Annotated in this window: 14 protein-coding genes; 10 read left to right on the top strand and 4 right to left on the bottom strand. The window is 46.8% G+C overall.

The annotated features are described in order from the left end of the window. Positions 1-9 precede the first annotated feature (9 nt). The 4 genes from BUB43_RS05730 to BUB43_RS05745 form a co-directional block, all read right to left on the bottom strand. On the bottom strand, positions 10-1,287 hold the full coding sequence (locus BUB43_RS05730; RefSeq protein ID WP_073179162.1) for a glycosyltransferase: 1,278 nt from the start codon (positions 1,285-1,287) through the stop codon (positions 10-12). Further along, positions 1,275-2,513 (bottom strand): ABC transporter ATP-binding protein, encoded by a 1,239-nt coding sequence (locus tag BUB43_RS05735; RefSeq protein WP_073179163.1) that lies wholly within the window; start codon positions 2,511-2,513, stop codon positions 1,275-1,277. The genes BUB43_RS05730 and BUB43_RS05735 overlap by 13 nt, the downstream gene beginning before the upstream one ends. A gap of 198 nt (positions 2,514-2,711) precedes the next feature. After that, on the bottom strand, positions 2,712-3,560 hold the full coding sequence (locus BUB43_RS05740) for an ABC transporter permease (RefSeq protein ID WP_073179164.1): 849 nt from the start codon (positions 3,558-3,560) through the stop codon (positions 2,712-2,714). Continuing rightward, positions 3,560-4,876, bottom strand: a complete 1,317-nt coding sequence (locus BUB43_RS05745) for a UDP-glucose dehydrogenase family protein (RefSeq protein WP_073179165.1) — start codon at positions 4,874-4,876, stop codon at positions 3,560-3,562. The genes BUB43_RS05740 and BUB43_RS05745 overlap by 1 nt, the downstream gene beginning before the upstream one ends. A gap of 112 nt (positions 4,877-4,988) precedes the next feature. Here BUB43_RS05745 and BUB43_RS05750 point away from each other — a divergent pair, with 112 nt between their 5' ends. The 10 genes from BUB43_RS05750 to BUB43_RS05795 all read left to right on the top strand — a co-directional run bounded on the left by BUB43_RS05750 (position 4,989) and on the right by BUB43_RS05795 (position 22,885). Continuing rightward, the gene (locus tag BUB43_RS05750) at positions 4,989-6,155 is read left to right on the top strand and encodes a lipase family protein (protein WP_083541169.1); all 1,167 of its coding nucleotides are present in this window, start codon (positions 4,989-4,991) and stop codon (positions 6,153-6,155) included. Positions 6,156-6,218: 63 nt separating this feature from the next. Continuing rightward, a complete protein-coding gene (locus BUB43_RS11360; protein ID WP_185113764.1) occupies positions 6,219-6,491 on the top strand; it encodes a hypothetical protein in 273 nt (90 codons plus the stop codon). Positions 6,492-6,675: 184 nt separating this feature from the next. Beyond that, a complete protein-coding gene (gene rimP / locus BUB43_RS05760) occupies positions 6,676-7,143 on the top strand; it encodes a ribosome assembly cofactor RimP (RefSeq protein ID WP_073179167.1) in 468 nt (155 codons plus the stop codon). Positions 7,144-7,176: 33 nt separating this feature from the next. Next, a complete protein-coding gene (gene nusA, locus BUB43_RS05765) occupies positions 7,177-8,412 on the top strand; it encodes a transcription termination factor NusA (protein ID WP_073179168.1) in 1,236 nt (411 codons plus the stop codon). A 61-nt stretch (positions 8,413-8,473) separates the two neighbouring features. Next, the gene (infB, locus tag BUB43_RS05770) at positions 8,474-11,263 is read left to right on the top strand and encodes a translation initiation factor IF-2 (RefSeq protein WP_073179169.1); all 2,790 of its coding nucleotides are present in this window, start codon (positions 8,474-8,476) and stop codon (positions 11,261-11,263) included. A 269-nt stretch (positions 11,264-11,532) separates the two neighbouring features. Further along, positions 11,533-14,574, top strand: a complete 3,042-nt coding sequence (locus BUB43_RS05775) for a SusC/RagA family TonB-linked outer membrane protein (RefSeq protein WP_073179170.1) — start codon at positions 11,533-11,535, stop codon at positions 14,572-14,574. Between the two features lie 12 nt (positions 14,575-14,586). Beyond that, the gene (locus BUB43_RS05780) at positions 14,587-16,035 is read left to right on the top strand and encodes a SusD/RagB family nutrient-binding outer membrane lipoprotein (protein WP_073179171.1); all 1,449 of its coding nucleotides are present in this window, start codon (positions 14,587-14,589) and stop codon (positions 16,033-16,035) included. Positions 16,036-16,308: 273 nt separating this feature from the next. Further along, positions 16,309-19,341 (top strand): SusC/RagA family TonB-linked outer membrane protein, encoded by a 3,033-nt coding sequence (locus tag BUB43_RS05785; RefSeq protein WP_073179173.1) that lies wholly within the window; start codon positions 16,309-16,311, stop codon positions 19,339-19,341. Between the two features lie 14 nt (positions 19,342-19,355). Then, the gene (locus BUB43_RS05790; RefSeq protein WP_073179175.1) at positions 19,356-20,861 is read left to right on the top strand and encodes a RagB/SusD family nutrient uptake outer membrane protein; all 1,506 of its coding nucleotides are present in this window, start codon (positions 19,356-19,358) and stop codon (positions 20,859-20,861) included. A 107-nt stretch (positions 20,862-20,968) separates the two neighbouring features. Continuing rightward, a complete protein-coding gene (locus tag BUB43_RS05795) occupies positions 20,969-22,885 on the top strand; it encodes a putative porin (protein ID WP_073179177.1) in 1,917 nt (638 codons plus the stop codon). Position 22,886: the final 1 nt, after the last annotated feature.

Genomic DNA, 22,886 nt, shown 5'->3' on the forward strand with positions numbered 1-22,886 from the left:
TTTTCCGTATCACACAAGTATTTTTTCAAGTTCGGATTTCACATAGTTGTGCGAAGAGAATTCTTCCACCTGTTTCACGGCATTGGCTGAATACTGCGCATATTCCTCAGGAGTAAGGCTGTAAATTTCTTCAATCCCTTTTGCAAGGTCTGCAGAATTTCTCAATTCTGCACGATAGCCATTATATCCCGTAATTACCATATTATTCACGATGCCCATATCAAAACCTATCACAGGCGTTCCGCAGGCCAGAGCTTCAGAAACCATCATAGGCCCGGAATCTTCAATAGATGAATTTACAAAAACATCAACTGACTGGTAGAGAAGGGATAGCAAGCGATAATCCTTTATGTAAGGGACGAAGTGCTTTCTAATATTTACAGAGTCAAACGCTGGGTTTGTACCGTTGGATACTAATAGTAATGATGCTCTTCTTTGGCTTTGTTTCTGAGCAAAAATATTCATTGCTTCCTTCATATAATCAAAACCTTTTCTCTCGTTGGCGCCCTGTGCACCGCAGAGAATGTAAAAGGTGTCATCATCCAGCCCGAAGATTCTTTTGGCAATGTTTTTATTATCAGAATTAAATATTCTGGTGTCTATAATGCTGTTAAAGTTGTATTTGTTTTTTTGATTCCGATAAATTTTTGACTGCTCCAGCTGCGTTTGCGTCCACGATGATGCGGCTATGCACTCCCAGTTTCCCTGTGTTGCATTTTCATATTTTCTTTGGTGGTTCATCATCGCCCTTGGATTGTTGCCAATGGCTGGGCAGTACGCTGGGCAGCCCTTTATGTAGCCATCGCAGTCCCAGGCAAAGTGGCAGCCACCGGTTAAGTGGTTCATATCTACCATTAGTGTAAAAACTTTAGCTTCGGTAAGAAGCTGCAGGTTTCTTATATCTGTAGAGTTGAGGAAGTTCCTCGTCATACCAGTAAAGATGTAGTCCGGCGTGAAGCCCGTTTGCCGCAGCAGCTCTTCCGCTGGTTCGTTTTCTTTCAGCTCATTGTAGCTGATGAAAGCATACTTGCCATCTATGATTTCAAGCGGCTGGCTGGGCATTATCTTTTCTCTAATCCTCCACAATGCCTTATCATAAAGCGTTTCGCGCTTTCGTTTTGGCGGTAGGTACTGGGTGATGAAGGGCAGGTTTTGGGTTTTGATTTTTACCAGTATCCTTACATTGTGGCCCATTTCAATAAGGACTTCTGCCAACTTTACCACATAAAGATAGGCACCGTTGTTATCCTGTGTAGAAAGGAGTAGGATATTCTTTACATTTCCCATAAGATCGGGAGTTTAATTATTCCGTTATCCGTATCGCCATCTATAAACTGTTCCTGCTCCAGATTCAGGATGGACAGCCCTAACTTTTCCTGCGGGAAATGCAATACTCGTTTTTTGGGTATGTCTATAGCGAAGCCTATCAAATAGTTGTTGGCCATCAGGCTGTCTTTAGGTATGGTTATTCTGAAATTCAAAATGCCGATGGAGGAAAGGTTTCTACGCTCAATTGCAAGCAAGTTATCAAACCTGTCCGAGATTGAAAAATTGAGCCTTGCCTTAGGGTCACTGCAGCTGTTTCTGATTTTTATATCTAAGAAAACATCTTCGGAAGTGTAGAATTCTGCCTGCAGATTTCCTTTGGCATCGCATAGTTTTGCGGATAAAATTTGTGCTTCCAGACTTTCATCATCGCTGAAATCAAGGCTTGCGCCTTCAGGGCTGCTGAGGTTGATATATGAATTTAAAACTTCACCAACATATTCCTGCTCAAGCAGTTTGCCGTGATGCAGCAGAATTCCCGTTCTGCAAAGTTGCTTCACGGCACTCAGATTATGGCTCACGAAAAGCACCGTGCGGCCTTCGCCCTTGCTTACATCTCCCATCTTGCCCAGGCATTTCTTCTGAAACTCCGCATCGCCCACGGCAAGCACCTCATCCACGATCAATATTTCCGATTCCAAATGCGCTGCCACGGCGAAGGCCAGCCTTACATACATCCCGGATGAATAGCGCTTCACTGGTGTATCGATGTACCTTTCCACGCCGGAAAACGCCACGATTTCATCAAACTTGCGCCGCACTTCTTTGCGGTTCATACCAAGGATGGCGCCATTGAGGAAAATATTTTCCCTGCCAGTCATTTCGGGATTGAAACCGGTGCCTACTTCCAGCAGTGATGCAATTCTGCCATTTGTATAGATTTTCCCGGTAGTTGGCTTCGTTACCTTGCTGAGCAATTTCAGCAGGGTAGATTTCCCAGCGCCGTTTCTTCCGATGATGCCCACTGCATCGCCCTGCTCAATTTCAAAGTTGATGTCACGAAGCGACCATACATATTCGCTTTCGCCCTTGGTAGAGCGGTCGTTGGCTTCACCGATTTTTAGGTAAGGATCTTCCTTGCCGCGTATTCTGTGCCAGAAGCGGTTTAGGTCGTGCTGCAGGCTACCTGTACCTACCTGTCCTAGTCTGTATTGTTTTGATATGTTTTCTGCTTTTAGTGCGAGCATTTCGTTTGCAAGTTATGTGGATTAGTTTGGTATGAGGTTAGGAAAAAGATAGTTTATAGAAGTTGTGTCGTTATGGCAGTTAGGGTGTTATCGGTGTGACGTAGAATTAGACTAGAGAGCGTTACCCGATGAAAAGATTCTCGTCATAATATAGCACTATCATGATATCCTAAAACCTTTTCATCAACTCGTAACCACCTATACCGTATCCATAAAACTCTTCTCCACCTTATTAAATATTATTGTTCCGATGATGAGCAGCAAAGCAATGATTAATGCACTGATTCCCAGCATTATTACATCAAAATCGCCTGAGCCCATCCAGGCGTATTTAAAGCATTCAAAAATCCCTGTGAGGGGATTGAAGTACGCGAGCTTGCGCCAAATTCCCGTGAGTGCCGACACAGGATAAATCACAGGAGTAGCATACATTAGCAGGCTGACTCCGAAAGACAACAGCATCGAAAGATCACGGTATTTGGTGGTCATCGAAGAGAAGATCATACCCACGCCTAAAGCTAATGAAGCCATCATTAGAATTAAAAAGGGCGTTGCCAATATCCACCAGTTCGGCATTATAGCACCCTGAAAAAGATAATAAATCCACACTACCAAAAACAGGCAGAACTGTACGCCGAAACTCATAAGGTTAGATACCACGATAGTAATCGGCATTATTAGTCTCGGAAAATAGACTTTGCCGAAAATATTGGCATTGCCTCGAAATACATTGGCGGTTCCCAAAAGGCAGGCAGAAAAATAGTTCCATAGTGTTACGCCAGAAAGGTAAAATAGAACCTGCGGAATACCGTCCGTCGGAAGTTTTGCGATTCCGCCAAATACCACTAAATAGACTATCGTAGTAAATATCGGGTTAATGAAAAACCATATCGGGCCAAGAATGGTCTGCTTAAAGCTTGCGACGAAATCCCGCTTTATAAACATAATCACCAAATCCCTGTACCGCCAGACTTCGCCAAGCCTCAGATCTAAAAGGGAATGATTGGCCTCAATGGTCTCCGTCCACTGCTGGTGCTCCTGTTCCATCAAATGTTAGATTTACTTGTCCTCCTGCCGATTGATTTATAATAAAAGCCGTGCTGCTCCGGAAGCTCTACCGGGAACATATTGCGGCCGTCGAAGATGGCCTTGTTGTTCAGCTTTTCAGCCATCAGGTCAAAATTCGGGTTCTTGAACTGTGGCCATTCGGTGGCGATGAATAGGCAGTCTGCGCCATCCAGTGCAGAATACATATCCGCAGCATATTCAAGCTTATCGCCTAAAATCCTGCGCACATTTTCTTCCGCAATCCTGTCGTATGCCACGATTTCTGCGCCCTTTTCCAGCAATATTTTAATATTGTCCAGAGACGATGCCTCCCTGATGTCATCCGTATTCGCCTTGAAAGCGAGGCCCCAAACCGCAACCTTTTTACCCTTTAAATCGCCGAAGAATTCTTCCATCGCATCCACCAGGATCACCTTCTGCTTTTGGTTGATGTCTTCCGTAGCCTCCAGAATCTTGAATTCAAAATCTTCATCCTTGCCAGATTTTACCAGCGCCTTCACATCCTTCGGGAAGCAGCTTCCGCCGTAGCCAATGCCCGGGAAAAGAAAGCGGTGGCCAATCCTGTCGTCGCTTCCCATCCCAAGTCGCACCTTATCCACATCGGCACCCACCTTTTCGCAGTAGTTGGCGATTTCATTCATAAAGGTGATCTTCACGGCAAGGAAGGAATTGGCGGCGTATTTCGTAAGCTCGGAAGATTTTTCATCCATAAAAATCAGCGGCACACCGGTGTTGGTGAACGGCTGATAAATCTGCGCCATTATCTCCTTCGCCTTCTCGGAAGATGCGCCCACTATTACTCTTGCAGGGTTCATCGAATCCTCCACGGCGAAGCCCTCGCGCAGAAATTCCGGGTTGGAAACTACATCAAACGGGATGTTCGTTTCTGCCGAAATCACTTCGCGCACCTTGTCGGCAGTTCCCACCGGCACGGTGCTTTTATTTACGATGACTTTATAATCCGTCATCATTTTGCCGATGTCCTTCGCCACGCTCAGCACATAGGAAAGGTCTGCAGAGCCATCTTCACCGGGTGGCGTCGGCAGGGCGAGGTAAACCACTTCGGATTTATCCAGCGCTTCCTTCAGGTGGGTGGTAAAGAAAAGACGGCGCGCTTCTATGTTCCGCTGGAACATCTCTTCCAGGTTTGGTTCGTAGATGGGTACGATGCCCTCCTTCATCCGCTGCACCTTATCCGCATCGATATCCACACAATATACCGAATTTCCCAGCTCGGCCAGCGTAGTTCCGGTCACCAGGCCTACATAGCCCGTGCCAACGATGGTAATGTTCATTAGTAAATGAAATTTTCGGGCAAAGGTAATAAAAAGTGTTAAGTTAAAACCCGAAAAAATTTGTGTTTGTAATGCTTGGTTTTGCTAAATTGCTTACAATAAAAATTCAATTATGAAAAACTTTAAATACGGAGTATTCATCGGCTGTCTGTTGATGTCCTCCTGCAATAAATCTGAGAAAACAAATTCATCGGAAAATAATTTAACAAAAAAAGAAATGAGTGCAGAGAATGCAATTTTCACCAAAAAGGAAAAATCCGAAGTTCCTGCGGCGCCGAAAAGTGGCGAAACCTACCTTGTAAAATATAAATCCACCGGTGCTAAAGGCAATGAAATCTGGATGACCGGCCTTGTAACTTTCCCTGAAAATTATGAGCAGAATAAGGCCGGAACGCACATTATTTCCTGGGCTCACGGCACCACGGGCATTTCCCGAAACGCTGCGCCTTCGCTGTTCCAAAAAGGCGGTGCCAACGAAGATGCGCTGCTGATGGTGGCAGGTTATCTGGACAATTGGGTGCAGAAAGGCTTCATCGTTGTGCAGCCCGATTACGAAGGCCTGGGCTCGGAAGATTCTAAAGGCACTTACCTGAACAGGCAAAGCCTGAGCAATGCGGTAAATGACTTGGTAAAAACCGTAAAATCTCAACACCAGACTTCTGGAAAATGGATAAATATAGGTTGGTCTCAGGGTGGATACGCCGCAATTTCTGCTGCGGATAATGCGGCAGAAGGCCTGGTGGGAACGATTTCCATAGCGCCTGGTGACAGCGAAATTGTAATGCCGGAATTGAAGGCTAAGGGCCTAAAACCGGAAGATATTCTGCGGATGATTGAAGGCGACAATCTTGGCTTCATCCCGATTTTGCTGGGCGGTGCAATAAATGCAAATGATGCGGTGAAGGCAGATGATTTCTTGAGCGAAAAAGGTAAAGAAATGATTCAAAGCGCTGATAAAATGGGACTTACCGAACTTCGCAAATCTTATTCTCAACTTTCCGGGAAGGATATGCTAAAGGAAAATCCGAACACAAAACAGCTGCAGGATTATATGGATTCCCAAAGGCTGGAGCTGATGGAACCAAAGGGCGATGTGCTGGTCATCCTGGGTACGGAAGATGTAACGGTAACTGGTGATACCGTGCGCCGCCTTGCAGAAAACTGGAAAAAGCGCGGGCTGAGCGTGGATTTCAAAGAGATAAAATCTGCAAACCATAGGCAATCTGTGCCCCAAAGTTTTGATGTGCAGTGGGATTTCGTGCAGAAAGTTCTGAAATAAACCCAGCCTTATTATTTTTCCCGATTCAAAATACTGAAGCATTTTATGCCCTCCTTCAGTAAAATGAGAGATTCAGCCCACTCAATCCGCCGATGGAGGGTGGTCGTGATGGCACTGCAGTTTCAGGTGCTGAAACTTGCGCCCGAAGCAACGGATGTGGCGATGTCCATATTCTCCGGAATTTATAACATAGGCATCGGCGGCGGCGCATTGCTGGGCTCGCTGGTTATTGCCGCCTGGGGGCTGGGTTTGGTAGGCGCGGTGGGCGCGGGGATTGTTTTGCTGGCTCTGCTAATCCTTACAGGATACCGGCTGTTTCGCCGAAGAAGGGTATAAGCGCAGCATTTTAAAGTTGCGGGAACTCGCTTATGCGGTTTTCTGCATCACTCATCCCGCCACAATTCACCTATTGGTTCTAAAATCTTTTTTTCTATCTTTGCACACGATTTACGGTATTAATGTCTGAAGGCCTTCGAAAGAAAGCCTTTTTTCGTAGAAACAGCCGCAAATTTTATAAAAAATGGAATTCAGACAAAAAGTAGAGCAGCTGCTCACGGAGTTTTTGCAAAGCCGTCCCGATCTGTTCCTGATGGATTTAAAAATCTCCGCTGGGAATGATGTCACCGTAGTGCTGGACGGGGATGGGGGCGTAAGCCTTCAGGACTGCCTGGATGCGAGCCGCGCCATAGAGAACAACCTCGACAGGGAGGTGCAGGATTTCTCCCTCCAGGTGATGAGCTACGGTGCTGCGGAGCCGCTGCTGAAGCCCCGCCAGTTTGTGAAAAATATTGGTAGAACGCTGAGCCTTCAGCTGGAGGATGATACCGAAATAGAAGGTGAGGCAACCCGCGCGGATGGAGATTCCGTAGCCCTAATGCTGCGCTACCGAAAACCGAAAGATGTCGGCAAAGGCAAGGTAGATGTGGAGGAGGAGCGCGAAATTCCTTATTCGCAAATAAAAAAGGCGGCAGTTGTCATAAAATTTTAAACTCAATAAAAAACAGAAGTGTAAATTGTAAAAATGAATACACAGGCATTATTGGACGCCCTGGGCGACTTTAAATACGAGAAAAATATCAGCAAAAGCGAGCTGACCGCCATCATTGAGGAGTCGCTAAAAACGCTGCTGAAAAAAAGGTACGAGACTGATGATCAGTTTGATGTGGTCATCAACCCGGATAAGGGAGACTTCGAAATCTGGCTGAACAAGCGCATCGTGGAAGACGAGATGTCCGAGGATGACGATCTAGAAATAGAAATCTCCGAAGCTCGGAAAATTGATGAAAGCTATGAGGTGGGAGAGGAGTACAGCGTGCAAATTCCGATAGAGGAACTCGGCAGGCGCAACATCCTCAGCCTGAAGCAAATCCTTGCTACGAAACTCCAGGAATTCTACAACTCGCTGCTGTACGAGGAATTCCGTGACAGAATCGGGGAGATCGTAGTCGGCGAGGTGCATCACATACGCCGCCAGCAAGTAATCCTCCTGGATGACGACGGGAATGAGTTCGTCCTCCCGAAGGAAAATCAAATCCCGGCAGACTTTTACAAAAAAGGCGAGAGCGTACGCGCCCTGGTGGAAAGTGTGGACTTCAAGGGTGCCAAGCCGCAGATCACCGTATCCAGAACTTCGCCGCTCTTCCTCGAAAAGCTGCTGGAGCTGGAAATCCCGGAAATTCAAGACGGCACCATCATCCTTAAAAAAGCCGTGCGCATACCGGGCGAAAAAGCAAAAATCGCGGTGGATGCTTATGACGACAGAATCGATCCCGTAGGTGCCTGCGTGGGCGTGAAGGGATCCCGCATCCACGGCGTGGTGCGAGAGCTCCGCAATGAAAATATCGATGTGATACAATGGTCCAAAAACCCGGAAGTACTCATCAAGCGAGCGCTGGGAAATGTGACCATTAACAAAATAGAAACCAACCCGGAGGAAAGCTACGCGATGGTGTACACGCCGGTGGACGAAATCTCCCGCGTGATAGGCAAGCAGGGGCAGAATATCCGCCTCGCATCCCAGCTTTCCGGCTACGAAATCGATGTATACCGCGAGACCAGTGAGGATGATGATGTAGAGCTGAAGGAATTCCGCGATGAGATTGAGGACTGGATTATAGAAGCCTTCCAGGAGGTAGGCCTTACCACGGCAAAGAGCGTTCTCGACAAGGATACCGACAGCCTGCTGAATATCGTAGACCTCGAGGAGGAGACCATCGAGGAAGTGAAGCAGATTCTCCGCGCCGAGTTTGAAGATTAGCCGGGAATAACCAAGAAAAAAGTTAAATTAGCCGCGCCAAATAGCGGTACCGCAAGTTTGTATGTCAAAAATTAGATTAAATAAAGCCGCAAGAGAGTTCAATATTTCCGTAGCCCGCGTAGTGGAATTTCTGCAAGGCGAAGGCTTCGAAGTAGACAGTAACCCCAACTCCCAGTTGGACGATGCGGCATACTCTGCGCTGGAATCCGAGTTTGCTACCGATCTGGAGCAGCGCCGGGCTTCCCGCGAGGTCGTCATTTCCAAAGTTCCGGAAGAGAAGCTGGAGCTGGAAGAAAAGAAAGAACCTGAGGTCATAAGAGCCAAGGCTGCAACGCCTGCAGCAAAAGTTTTGGGCAAAATAGATCTGGAGCCTAAGAAGGCAGAGCCCGAACAGCCCGCGCCATCCCAGGCAGAAGCCGCTCAGGAAAATTCTGCTGAAGAAGCTCCCGCAGAACCGAAGCAGGAGTTTAAGGTTTTGGACAAGATAGACCTGTCCGCCGTGGAGGTTTCCCGCAAGGGACGCAGCCGGGGCAGGGAGAAATCTCAAAACAAAAAACCAGAAACCGCAAGGGATACGCCTAAGGCAAGCCTGGCGGAAACTATGCCGGCACCGGCTGCGGAAAAACCTGCTGAAACCAAGGAGGAGCCTGCAAAAGAAAGCCAGCAGCCGCAAGAGCCGGAAAAAATTGAAACCGTTTACCAAAAGCTGGACGGGCCTAAGATTCTCAAGGAAAAAGTAGATCTGTCCCAGTTTGAGCGGCCGAAACCTTCCGCCAACAAGAAAAAACGCAAGCGGATAGAAAAACCTGCATCCGGAAATCAGCAGAGCAATAACAATAACCAGAATCGCGGCAGTCAGGGTCAAGGCAAGCAAGGCCAGGGCGGACAAAACCGCGGCGGACAGCGGCAGCAGGGCGGCAGAAGAAACGCGCCGGCTGCAGAGCTTACGGATGAGCAGGTGAAGAACCAAATCAAGGAAACGCTGGAAAAGCTGACGAGCAAAGGCGGAAAATCCAAGGGTGCGAAATACAGAAAGGAAAAGAGGACTTTCCGCAGAGAGCAGGAGGAATTCCAACAGGAGCTGGAGGCATCCGACAGAACGCTGAAAGTTACCGAGTACATCACCGTGGGAGAGCTGGCGGCTTTGATGGATGTGAGCCCTACCGAAGTGATTTCGGCGTGCTTCTCACTTGGCGTAATGGTAACAATGAATCAGCGCCTAGAGGCCGATACGCTTTCACTGGTTGCCGATGAATTCGGCTACAACATCGAGTTTGCGGATGCCGATCTGGAAGAGGCAGCGGCAGATGAAGAGCCTGATAATGAGGAGGATATGGAGCTTCGTGCGCCAATCGTTACCGTGATGGGCCATGTGGACCACGGAAAGACTTCCCTGCTGGATTACATCAGAAAAACCAATGTGATAGCCGGAGAATCCGGAGGAATCACGCAGCACATCGGTGCATACAATGTGAAGCTGGAGGGCGGAGAGCGCATCACCTTCCTGGATACACCGGGCCACGAAGCCTTTACGGCGATGCGTGCGAGAGGTGCGCAGGTTACGGACATCGTAATCATCGTGATTGCGGCGGATGATGAGGTGATGCCGCAAACGAAGGAGGCCATTGCGCACGCCCAGGCAGCGAATGTTCCGATGATTATCGCTATCAACAAAGTGGATAAGCCGAATGCCAATCCGGACAAAATCCGTGAGCAGCTTTCCGCAATGAATATTCTTGTGGAAGAATGGGGCGGTAATATCCAGTCGCAGGAAATATCCGCAAAGTTTGGCAACAATGTGGATGAGCTACTGGACAAGGTCTTGCTTCAGGCAGAATTGCTGGAGCTGAAAGCCAATCCGGACAAGAACGCCCAGGGTGTAATTATCGAAGCCTCGCTGGACAAAGGCCGGGGCTATGTTTCCACGCTGCTTGTTCAGGCGGGAACTCTGAAGGTGGGCGATTATCTTCTGGCGGGTAAAAACCACGGCAAGGTGAAAGCGATGCTGGATGAGCGCGGCAGAAATATGAAGGAAGCCGGGCCATCCATTCCAGTGACGGTGCTTGGGTTGGATGGTGCGCCAACTGCCGGCGATAAATTCCGTGTGTTCGATGATGAGCGCGAAGCGAAGCAAATTGCGAACAAGCGGGAGCAGCTGCAGCGCGAGCAATCCATCAGGACGAAGAAGCATCTTACGCTGGATGAAATCGGGCGGAGAATTGCGCTGGGCGATTTCAAGGAGCTGAATATTATTCTGAAAGGTGATGTGGATGGCTCTGTGGAGGCGCTTTCCGATCAGCTGCAGCAGCTTTCTACGGCGGAAATCCAGGTGAACATTCTGCACAGCGGTGTAGGGCAGATTACGGAATCTGATGTGCTTCTTGCCACAGCATCCGATGCGGTGATCATCGGCTTTAATGTTCGTGCCGGTGCCAATGCACGGGATCTGGCGGACAAAGAGCAGATTGAAATCCGCACCTATTCCGTAATCTATGCGGCGATTGATGATGTGAAGGAAGCGATGGAGGGGATGCTTTCGCCGGAAATTCGTGAGCAGGTTATCGGAAATGTGGAAGTGCGCGAAACCTTCAAGATTTCGAAAGTGGGTACGATTGCAGGTTGTATGGTACTTTCCGGAAAGGTAACGCGGAACTCCAAGATCCGTGTGCTGAGGGACGGCATCGTAAAACACGACGGCGAGCTGGAAAGCTTGAAACGCTTCAAGGACGATGTGAAGGAAGTGACTAAAGGCTATGAGTGCGGCCTGAACATCCGTGGCTACAACGATATAGAAGTGGGCGACATCCTAGAAGTTTATGAGGAGGTAGAGGTGAAGAAGAAATTGAAGTAATCCCCAGTTGTAAATAACTGTAAAGCTGCCATTTAAGGCAGCTTTTTTTATTTAGAAATTTAAAATAAATTTTTTATAATAAAAATCATTGTGATTGCAGAGTATTTTCTGTATACGCAAATTTTATTAGATAAATTACATTTAAATGTTTATTAAATGTGTTTTTGTTAACCTAATTGCTTTTATAAATGAAAAAATTGCATTTCAAAATTTGCTATATTAAATTTTATTAACATATTTGCACAGATAAACCTAAAAACTGTTAATCAATGAATGTTAAACTGAAATTAATGCCTATAGGCGCGCTATTCTTTGTGGGTGCCAGCCTGTACGGGCAGAAAACCGATTCGGTAAAGACCAAGGACATCGAGGGTGTAGTGGTAACTGCGTTGGGCCTTAAGAAGCAAGCGCGCTCGCTTACCTATTCCACACAATCTGTGAGGGCAGAGGATGTGGCAAGGGTGCCAACTGCCAACTTTACGAGCAACCTCAGCGGAAAGGTCGCTGGTCTGAGCATCAAAACGAGTGGTAATATCGGGGGCTCAGTAGATGTTACCCTGCGTGGATACCGATCTATGACGGGAAATAACCAGCCGCTGTTCGTGATCGACGGCACGCCGATGATTAACTCATCCAACTCCATTAGGAACTCGGGGCTTGCGATAGATATGGGAAATACCATTTCGGATATCAACCCGGATGACATCGCGGAAATGAATGTGCTGAAAGGTGCTGCTGCCACTGCGCTCTACGGCTCGCGCGCTGCCAATGGGGCGATCATCATTACCACAAAAAAAGGCAGGGCTTCCAAAAGGTATGATGTGGATCTGAGCTCTTCCGTTTCTGTATCGGTGATTGATAAGGAGACTTTCCCGAAATATCAGACGCAGTACGGGCAGGGCTATGGTACGGGCTACTCCCTGAACAAGGGCTACTTCGACAGCTACAACGGCGAGCCTATGGCGCCAACTTACGAGGATGCATCCTACGGGGCGGCGTTTGATCCGAACCTGCTTGTGTGGCAGTATGCGGCATTCATCCCGGGATCGCCTACATACGGAAAGGCTACACCTTGGGTGGCAGCGAAGAATGATCCTTCAAAGCTGTTTGAAACGGCCTTCAATTATAACAACTCCGTTTCCTTCTCGAAAGGAAATGAGGTGTCCAGCTTCCGCCTTTCTTACCAGAATGTGAATGGTACGGACATCCTCCCGAATACTTATCTCAACAAAAACAGCATTACGGGGAATGCGTCGTATAAAATTGCGCCGAACTTTACGGCGAGCCTATATGCTACCTATGTAGATCAGCATACCCGCGGTAAAAACCCGACAGGCTACCACGGCATCACGGGTAACTTCCGCCAATGGTGGGCCACCAATGTGGATATCAAAGAGCAGAAGGCGCTCTATAAGCTTACCGGGCGAAATGTTTCCTGGAACATTAAGGATGCTAATGATGTGTCCCCAGCGTACTGGAACAATGTCTATTTCCAGCTGAATGAAAACTACATTACGGATTCTAGACAGAGATTCGCCGGGAACTTCAGCTTGAATTATGATATAAACGAGCACTTTAATGTAGTAGCGAGGATGTCCCACGACGGGTACGAGTACTTTATAGATGAGCGCCGCGCGATAGGTTCGTTGCCGGATAATATGTCCATCGGGCCAGCCGTCGGTAACCAGCCATCCGGCTATGCTATGATGACCCAGCGGAGAAGTGAGGAAAACTACGATGTGATCGGTAATTATAAAGGTGTTTTCGCAGGAGATAATGTGACAGTGAACGCGCTTCTGGGTACTAACATTAATGTCCAAAGCTTCAAATCCAATGCTCAGGGAACGCAGGGCGGGCTTTTTGTGCCTGGCGTGTACTCCATTACCAACTCTGCTACCACGCCGAACAATCCGCTGCTGACCAATACTACGAAAAGAATTTATGGCATTTTCGCTGGTGCCAATTTGGGCTTCCTTAATACCTACTATCTTGAAGGAAATGTACGAAATGATACTTCTACAGCCCTGCCGACGCAGGATAATCAGAACAATTACTGGTATTATTCCGCTTCCGGAAGTATCGTGCTAACCGGTTGGGACTTCCTGAAAGATTCTCAAGTCCTTTCATTTGGTAAACTGAGGGCTTCCTATGCCGAGGTGGGCAGCGATACCGAGGCTAACCAGCTAAATAACCAGTATTATACCTCTACGCCATTCGGTACGCCAACATACTATTACAATACCACCGCAAAGAATAGCAGCCTGAAGCCGGAGAAAACCAAGTCTAAGGAAATCGGCCTGAACCTTCAGTTTTTCAACAATAGGCTCGGCTTTGATGTCGCAGCTTTCCAGAATGACACCTCAGATCAGATCCTCCCGCTCGCGGTATCCTATTCCTCCGGTGTGCTTTACAAATTCCAGAATGTAGGAAATATGCGTTCCGAGGGTGTAGAAGTATCCCTGAACGCTACACCGGTGAAAACAAAAGCAGTAACCTGGGATATGAACATCAACTGGTCAAATCCTCAGTCCAAAGTTACAGAGCTTGCCGAGGGTGTGGAGAACATTACTCTGGGAAGCTTCCAGGGAGGTGTGACGGTAAATGCCACCAAGGGGGAAAAGTTTGGAGCCATAAAAGGTAGCGACTTTAAATACGACGGTAACGGAAACAAAATCGTAGGAGCGGATGGAAAATATGTAAAAACGGACGGTAATTCCGTAATCGGAAATATGCAGCCGAAATGGTTTGGCTCAATTGTCAACAAAGTTTCCGTGAAGCAGCTCGCCCTATCCTTCCAGGTAGACTGGAGAGAAGGTGGCGATATCTTCTCCCTGGACCAATACTACGGGCAGGCTACTGGCCTCTATCCGGAGACGGTTTTCATCAACGACCTGGGCAACCCAGTGCGTAATACGCTGGCGAATGGCGGGGGCTACATTCTCCCTGGCGTGAAGAATACCGGCACTAAGGACAACCCGGTGTATGTGCAGAACGACATCCGCCTGGATGCTTCCGAGTTTGGTGCTATGGGCTATGCCGCATTCCCTGCAAAGCAGTTTGTTTATAAAGGGACCTATGTAAAGCTCCGCGAGGTAGCGCTCACCTACACCTTCCCGAGGGAGCTGCTTCAGAATACATTCCTTTACGGCGCATCTCTCAGCCTTGTAGGGAACAACCTTTGGATTATGAAAAAAGATCTGCCGTATGCAGATCCGGAATTCGGCCTCTCCGCGGGGAATGTTCAGGGCTATCAGACCAGCCCGCTGCCGGCAACCAGGACTTTTTCTCTTAATGCAAAACTAAACTTCTAACCTCAACAAAACATGAAAAAATATTTAATCGCGCTAATCGCCGCTGCGCCTCTGATGAATTCTTGCGTAGATGATGCAAGGATGGAGGAACTCAATAAAGACCCGAATAGCTACTACACCACGGTGCCTTCTACGCTGGTGACCTATGCTGAGAAGCAGCTTACGGACTATATGAACACCCCAAATGTGAATGTGAACAACCTGCGCCTCACTATGCAGTACTGGCAGGAAACCACCTATACCGACGAGAGCCGCTACGATTTCGATACGCGCAACGTCTCCAACCGGGTGTTCGATTATACCTATGTGAGAACTCTGAAGAATCTGGACCAGGCGAAAAAATTGGTGAACGAATATAACCCCACAGCCGCTGAGCAGGCTACCTGGCAGCAAACTAAGGTAAACCAGCTTGCCATTATTGATATGCTGCAGGTTTATACCTTTCAGGTGCTGGTAGATACCTTCGGGGATGTGCCGTATACCGAAGCCCTAGTCGCCGAGCAGAATACGCTAACTAAGTACGACAGCGGCAAGGATATCTACGCAGGGCTGATCAAAAGACTGCAGGCAGACCTTGCGTCCCTGGATACTTCCGCGGGGAGCTTTACCTCCGGGGAGAAGTTTTATAATGGCAAAACCGCTTCCTGGAAAAAATTTGGCAACTCACTTCTTCTAAAGCTTGGCATAGCTCTCGCTGATGCAGATCCTGCGCTCGCGAAAGCTACCTGTGAGGCTGCAATAAGAGGCGGAGTTTTCACTTCAGGCGCGGATGACTGCCTGCTTCCTTATCTTTCTGCCTCGCCAAATTTCAACCAGATCTACAGCAACCTGGTAGCATCCAACAGGAATGATTTCGTAGCCGGGAAAACTATTGTAGACCATATGAACGGCACCCAGGACGCCCGCAGAAGCGAGTACTTTCAGCTCAGAAACGGCGCATATATTGGAGGCGTTATTGGAGAAAACTCCCCGTTCAAGCAGTACTCCGCGCCTGGGAAGTTCGCCTATACAGCCACCACGCCGGGCATTTTGCTAAATTACACAGAGGTGGCGTTCTACCTTGCAGAAGCAGCCGCCAGATGGAATATTGGGAATGCGGAAGAACTTTATAAAAACGCTGTGAGGGCCTCGTTTGCACAGTGGGGCAAAACCGCTGCAGAAGCAGATGCATACCTCTTGGCAAACCCGTACAGCGCTGCGAACTGGAAGCAGTCCCTGGGGATGGAAGCCTGGGTAGCTATGTACAACCAGCCGGTGCAGGCCTGGAACTTTTGGCGCCGGCTTGACTATCCTAAGCTAAAGCCAGCGGTGGGTGCCGTGAACAGTGCGAATGGGCAAGTACCTGTGCGCCTGACCTACCCAACTTCTGAGAAAACGACCAACCCTACAAATTATGCTGCTGGCGCGGCAGCAATAGGCGGAGATTTTCTCTATACGAAGATCTTCTGGGATAAAAATTAACCAGCGAAAAGCTAATTATGTGACTGTAAGATACCCAGGAGGCGGGTATCTTACAGTTTTTTTTAGGAACTTTCCAGGATGTTTAATTGATAAATCAAAGTTTGTATTTGTAATAAAATTTTGTTAAAGTTTTTAATTTTAGTGAAAAATTCTGAAAATTAATTGTTCTGATTTTAAATTCGGCGCCAACTAATTTTTTTCCTGACAAAAAAAATTTTGCTATGTTAATTTTTATTAACATATTTGCTAACTCAAATATTAAAAACTGTTAATATGAATGTAAGAATAAAAGCACTAGGTGCCGGGGTAGTATTCTTCCTTGGTGGAGGGGTGCTTTCTGCACAGGTGCGGGATTCTGTAAAGACTAAGGAAATTGATGAAGTCGTAATCGTTGGTTATACTGCGGTTAAAAAAGAAGATTTTGTTGGATCAGTTTCCAAAGTTAAGAGTGAGGACATCAGCAAGAAGAATGTCTCCAATGTAGCGCAGGCTCTTACCGGTGAGGCTGCTGGTGTGCGAGTAATTACGAACTCCGGTCAGCCGGGTTCGGATCCTGTGATCCGCGTGCGAGGCTTCGGTTCCGTGAGTGGTAACAGGGCTCCGCTTTATGTGTTGGATGGTGTGCCATTCAGCGGGAATGTAGCATCCATTAATCCGGACGATATCGAGAGTATGAATGTCCTTAAGGACGCTACTTCTACTGCGATCTACGGTTCCAGGGGAGCGAATGGTGTTGTTTTGATTACGACCAAAAAAGGCCGCGCAAACCGCGATGTTGTGCAAGTAGAATCTAAGATCGGTTTCAACGGCGCATTTCTTCCGCGCTATGAAACCATCAACAACCCGGAGCAGTATATCGGGCTTGCCTGGGAGGCGCTTTATAACCAGCGCATGCTGATGAATCAGGCAAATCCAGCTAAGGCGGTGGATCCTGTTGCATATGCGAACGCCAATCTGTTCAGCAGCCGGGGTATTAATGCTAAATATAATATGTGGAACGCAACGGGAGCGGAACTTATTGATCCCGCTACCAGAACAGTGCGCCCGGGTATTACAAGAAAATATGACCCTGAAAATTGGGAAGATTATGCTTTCCAGACTTCGATGCGGAATGAGAACAATCTCAGCATCAGTGGGGGTTCTGGAAAAACAACTTACTATTCCGGTATCGGTTATCTTAAGGATGTTGGCTATAGTATCAACTCAAAATATGAGCGCTATAGCGGCCGTCTGAATGTTGGCCACCAGGCGCGTCCTTGGCTGAAGGGTGAGTTCAACATGGGTTATGCTTACACCAATGCTGATAGAAATGGACAATCCGAAAACAGCGGAAGTGTATTCTGGTTTGTTGATAATATCCCATCCATCTATCCTCTGTTCTTAAGAGATGCCAAGGGAAATAAAGTGGCAGACCCTTACTACGGGGGCTACCAGTATGACTACGGTGCAGGCCGCGGATTTGGTGCGCTTACCAACGCTATTGCAGACGCTACCTATGGCATTGACAATTATAAAAAGCACGAGCTAAACTCGAACTTCTTCCTAAAGGCAGATATAGTAAAAGGACTTAGTTTTGAAACTCGTTTGGGAGGCCAGTATTTTAATAATAGCCGTAACTGGTTTGGCAACCCATATTATGGTAGTTCTGCTTCGCAAAATGGTTCCCTTTACAAAACAAGAACTGAACTCTTTTCTTGGAACTGGCTTCAGTTGCTTAGATATATGAACCGCTTTGATAATCACGGATTGCAGGTCTTTGCAGCACACGAAACTACCGACTGGAAGCGTAACTTCCTATCCGTATCAAAAAACGGTCTAGTAATACCTGACGGTAAGGAGTTGAATAATGCTATAAACCAGAATCCAGCTTACTCTTATGAAGATAATTATTCTCTAGAAAGTTACTTTGGTCAGCTCTTGTATGATTACAGCAACAAATACCTCCTTTCTGCGAGTGTCCGTAGGGATGGTTCTTCCAGATTCCTTAATGATAAATGGGATACCTTCTACTCCGTAGGTGCAGGCTGGGTAATTTCGAAAGAGGATTTCATGAAGGATAATTCCGCATTCAACATGCTGAAGCTTAAATCCAGCTATGGTACAGTTGGTGATCAAGCGGGTGTAGGCTTCTATCCTGGTTATAATGTTTACAATGCTGGTAATTTCATGGGGCTGCCAGGAGCGGCTTTTGATAGGATTGGTTACCCTGACTTAACTTGGGAAAAATCCAAAATCTTCCAAGCGGGTCTGGAATTCGGGCTTCTGAAAAATCGCGTAATTGACGGTACAGTGGATTATTATAAGAAAACAACTGATAACCTGATATTTGATAAGCGCCTCGCGCCTTCTACAGGTAATGCGATTCTGAAGGCCAACGACGGCCAACTCGAAAACCAGGGATGGGAATTCACTCTTAACGCACATCTTGTAAACAAAGGAGATTTCTTCTTCGATCTAAGTTTCAATGGTGAAACTCTTAAAAATAAACTTACCAAAATGCCAATCGATGATACTACCGGTAAGGAAAAAATCATTGATCTTTCTGAGGGTGGCTTTGGTAGAGCAAAAGGCCATTCCATCTATGATTACTACCTGAGAGAATGGGCTGGAGTAAATCCGGATACTGGGGCAGCTCAGTGGGTGATGAACTATGTAGATACCAATAACAACGGAAAATTTGATGCAGGCGTAGATAATGCTATACTGTCTCTATATGAGTTCCAGGCCGCCAATCCAAATGTTGCTGTGGCAGAAACTATTACCACAAACTATGCGATGGCAACTCAAAAGTTCGTTGGTAAATCTGCAATCCCTGATTTCCGGGGCGCGTTCTCTGTAAATACCGGTTATAAATCGATATCTGTAGGTGTGCAGTTCCTTTATGGCATCGGCGGTTATTCCTATGATTATGTCTATGCTGGTTTGATGGGAAATGGTAAGATTGGTGGGAACAATTGGCACCAAGATATTCTGAATAGATGGCAGAAGCCAGGGGATTTAACCGATGTCCCTAGGTTATCAAATAACCATTCAGGTGACAATAATTTCTCCAGCCGATCTACAAGATTCCTTACAAAATCAGACTATATCGTACTTAATAACGCACGCGTTGCTTATAGATTGCCAAGCCAATTCTTAGAAGGCTGGGGGCTGAATGGTCTTGAGCTTTCTGTATCTGGAGATAACCTTTGGATAAATACTAAACGAAAAGGCTTCAATCCTACTACTTCTGAAACCGGAGGCAGCGATACCTACAGATATTCTCCACTTTCTACTGTAACTTTCGGTGCTAAACTTAACTTCTAAAATTTTATACAGAAATGAAAAAACTTATAATATTAGGCTCGCTCCTTGGTGCTTTAGTTTCTTTGAACTCTTGTCGCGATGAATTTCTGGAAAGTGAACCAACGGAAACCCTAGCAAACCCAGATGCACAATCCAAGCTGAACGGTTTGTACCTTATGATGGTGAATACAGGTACCGGGGGTACTAAAAACCATGATGATTTCGGACAGAAAGGTTACGATATTTACTCTGACCTTCTTTCCAGCGATATGGTGCTTTCTGCTGAAACTTATGGTTGGTACAGCCAATTCTCTAGGCTTAATGGTACGGCGGATTACACAAACCTAGTAAACTATAAACCTTGGAGGTATTATTATAGAATTGCATATGCTGCCAATGATGTAATTGCTGGTTTAGGAGGCAATGATGCTACAGTGACAAGCGTAAATGATAAATATGCAATGGGTCAGGCCAAAGCAATGAGAGCCTATGCATATTTTAACTTGATGCAATTCTATACACCGGCTTACGATGCTTCAGGGGACGGGGTGCCTCTTTACACTTCTACAAGCGTAGCTGCTCAGCCCACGGCAAAGCAATCTGAAGTCTATGCACAGATCATTAAAGATTTAAATGAAGCGGTAGCGCTTTTGGAAGGTTATTCCAGACCGAACAAGGGCGTTGTAAATAAATTTGTTGCAGAAGGTCTCCTTGCTTATGCATATGCCGCGACTGGTGATTATACAAATGCTGCAAAAGCTTCTTTGGACATTGTTCAGAAAGGTGGTTTTCCGCTTACTAAGAAGGAACAGGCATACGATCCTGCATTCCAGAAAGGGGGCTTTAATAATATCAATACTGAAAGCTGGATGTGGGGCTTTGATATCACTGAAGCCAATGACCTTGATTTAGTAAGTTGGTGGGGGCAGGCTGATATTTTCACCTACTCTTATGCTGCTGTAGGAGATTATAAATCAATTGACCTAAATCTTTGGGCAGAAATTCCATCATATGATGTGCGCAAAAATCAGTTCGTTACTGTTACAGAAAACAAAGATGGATCGTTAAAATTATCTGATGCAGATCAACCTGGCGATTATGAGGCAGTTCCAGCAAATAAATTCTACACTCCGCAGCGCGAAATACAGGGTCAGAGAAATATCGTGACAGATTATGTCTTTATGCGTGTGGATGAGTTTTATCTGCTTGCGGCAGAGTCTCTTGCCAAAACTGGTCAGGAAGCGCAAGCCAAAATAGTTCTTAAGAAGTTACTTGCCGAGCGGTATAGCGATAGCTCTAAACTGGCTCTTATTGACACACTTTCTGGTGCAGCTTTGTTGAAGGAAATAAACTTTCAGACACGCATAGAACTTTGGGGTGAAGGAAAGAGTTATTATGCTCTTAAGAGAAATAGAGGCACTATTAATAGAGGTCCTAATCACCTCTACTTCGTGGGACAGCAAATCCCTTACAACGATAAGAGGCTTTACCTAAAAATTCCGCAAGCGGAAATCAACAATAACCCTCATATATCTAATTAATAATCTATAAAACCCCGCAATCCGCGGGGTTTTTTGTCATTGCCATGGCGATAGGTTTTTTGCCCTTTTACCGAAATTTTCAATAGTTTTGCAGTCTAATCTTTCTGATGAGGTATTTCTGTTGGCTATTGTTTTTTTTTGCGGCATTGCTTCCGGCACAAGTCGTCAATAAGACGGATTCCAATCGGCTGCCGGCTGTTCGCGATACCCTCATCATAGACAATGGCAGGAAGGATTCTGCAAAAATTTTCCGCCCAACCATCGAGGATTATCGCCACCGCACCGAGTTTTCGGATTTCAAACCCTTCGATACCTCCTTCACCGTACAGAAGTATTACCGCTTTACACAGTACAACAATACCGATAATTTCGGAAGAATCCGCTTTGCCAACATAGGCGCGGGATTCCAGGATTTGTTTTTTGAATACAAACCCGCCCAGGCCCTGAGCCTGCTGCCAGGCAACAAACGCTACCGCATCCTCACCGCGGAAGACATTGATTATTATGATGTAAAAACGCCCACCACAAGTTTCGTTTTCCACAGCGGCGTGCGGGATGGCGGAGCACTAAAAGCCACCTATACGCAGAACTTCGGCAGCAACCTTAATCTCGCGGTGGAATACTCCGGTTTGCGCTCAAAAGGGCTTTACCAGAACAGCCTTACACAGAATTCGCATTTCCTATTTTCTGGTCATTATTTTACCAAGAACCGAAGCTATGAGGCATTTGCTCATTTTGTTTCCCATAAAATAAAGGCAGAGGAATATGGTGGTATTGCCGATCCTGACTTGTTCGAAGAAAACGATTCCAGGTTCCGAAACCGCGAAAATCTCGAGGTATTGCTCAGCGGTACCTGGTCGGATTACACATCCAAAAGGGCTTACCTGAGCCACGCGCTGCGTCCGTTTGGAGCCAACGGACTTGGAATCCGGCACCGCATCTATTATCAGGGCGATGATTACCGCCTGAACCTTAGCGCTGACGATTGGAAAACACTCAGCCCCAACGCTACAGATGGGCTTGCGCTAGAATCCAAAAAGTTTGCACGGGATTTCAGCAATACTGTCTCGGCAGTTTTTGAAAGAGAAAAATTTTCCGCAGACGCAGGCATCCGCTTCCGCAACCTGCAGCTCGGCTACCGGGATGTGGAGCTCACGGGGGCGCCTGATGCAGAAAAGAAAGAAAACAGGATTGGAGTAGTTGGCAGCTTGCGCATTAGTCCGTGGAACGAAGCAAACCTTCGTTCCCGGCTGGAATTTTCGAACGGGGAATTTTTCGGGAATTTTCTGCAGTCGCGGAATGAGCTTGGATTAAAAATTTTCGAAGATTACAGTCTTGAAGCATCACTAAATTATCAGAGCGCTGCGCCGAGTTTCAATTGGTTGGTGAATTCCACCGCAGTTTTGCCAGGCAATTATAACATCACCGATTTTAAGAATGAAAATCTGCTGGAAATTGGCGGCTCCGTTGGTTTGCAATGGTTTAATTCTCAATTGTTTGCGAAATTTTTCCGTGTGGATAACCTGGCCTATTGGGATGCCGAACTTCAACCATGGCAGAGTAGTGACGCGCTGACTGTCTTGCAGTTGGGTGCCGATGCGACTCTTGATTACAAAAAATTCCACCTGAACGGCAGGCTGCTGTTCCAGAATCACGGGGGAGCGAGGGAGGTTTATCCTGTTCCGAAATTTATCGGGCGCGGCAATCTTTATTATCAGACCTGGGCATTCCGCCGTGCCGCGGAGCTCATGGGGGGGATAAAGGTCTATTACTTCACAAATTTTGATTCCAGGGAGTACTCGCCGCTGCTGAATGAGTTTGTGATGGCGCGCCGAGGTTACTCCGTTGGAGGCCGGCCTGTTGTGGATGCGTACCTGAATATGCGCGTAAAGACGATGCAATTCTTCATTGAAGGGCAGAACTTGATCACCACTTTTTCGCGAAACCGAAACTACACGGCGCCCTATTATCCGCTGTATGATTTCCGCGTGAACATCGGCATTGTTTGGAATCTATTTAGTTGAT

The organism is Cruoricaptor ignavus (assembly GCF_900141665.1).
GTDB classification, from domain to species: domain Bacteria; phylum Bacteroidota; class Bacteroidia; order Flavobacteriales; family Weeksellaceae; genus Cruoricaptor; species Cruoricaptor ignavus.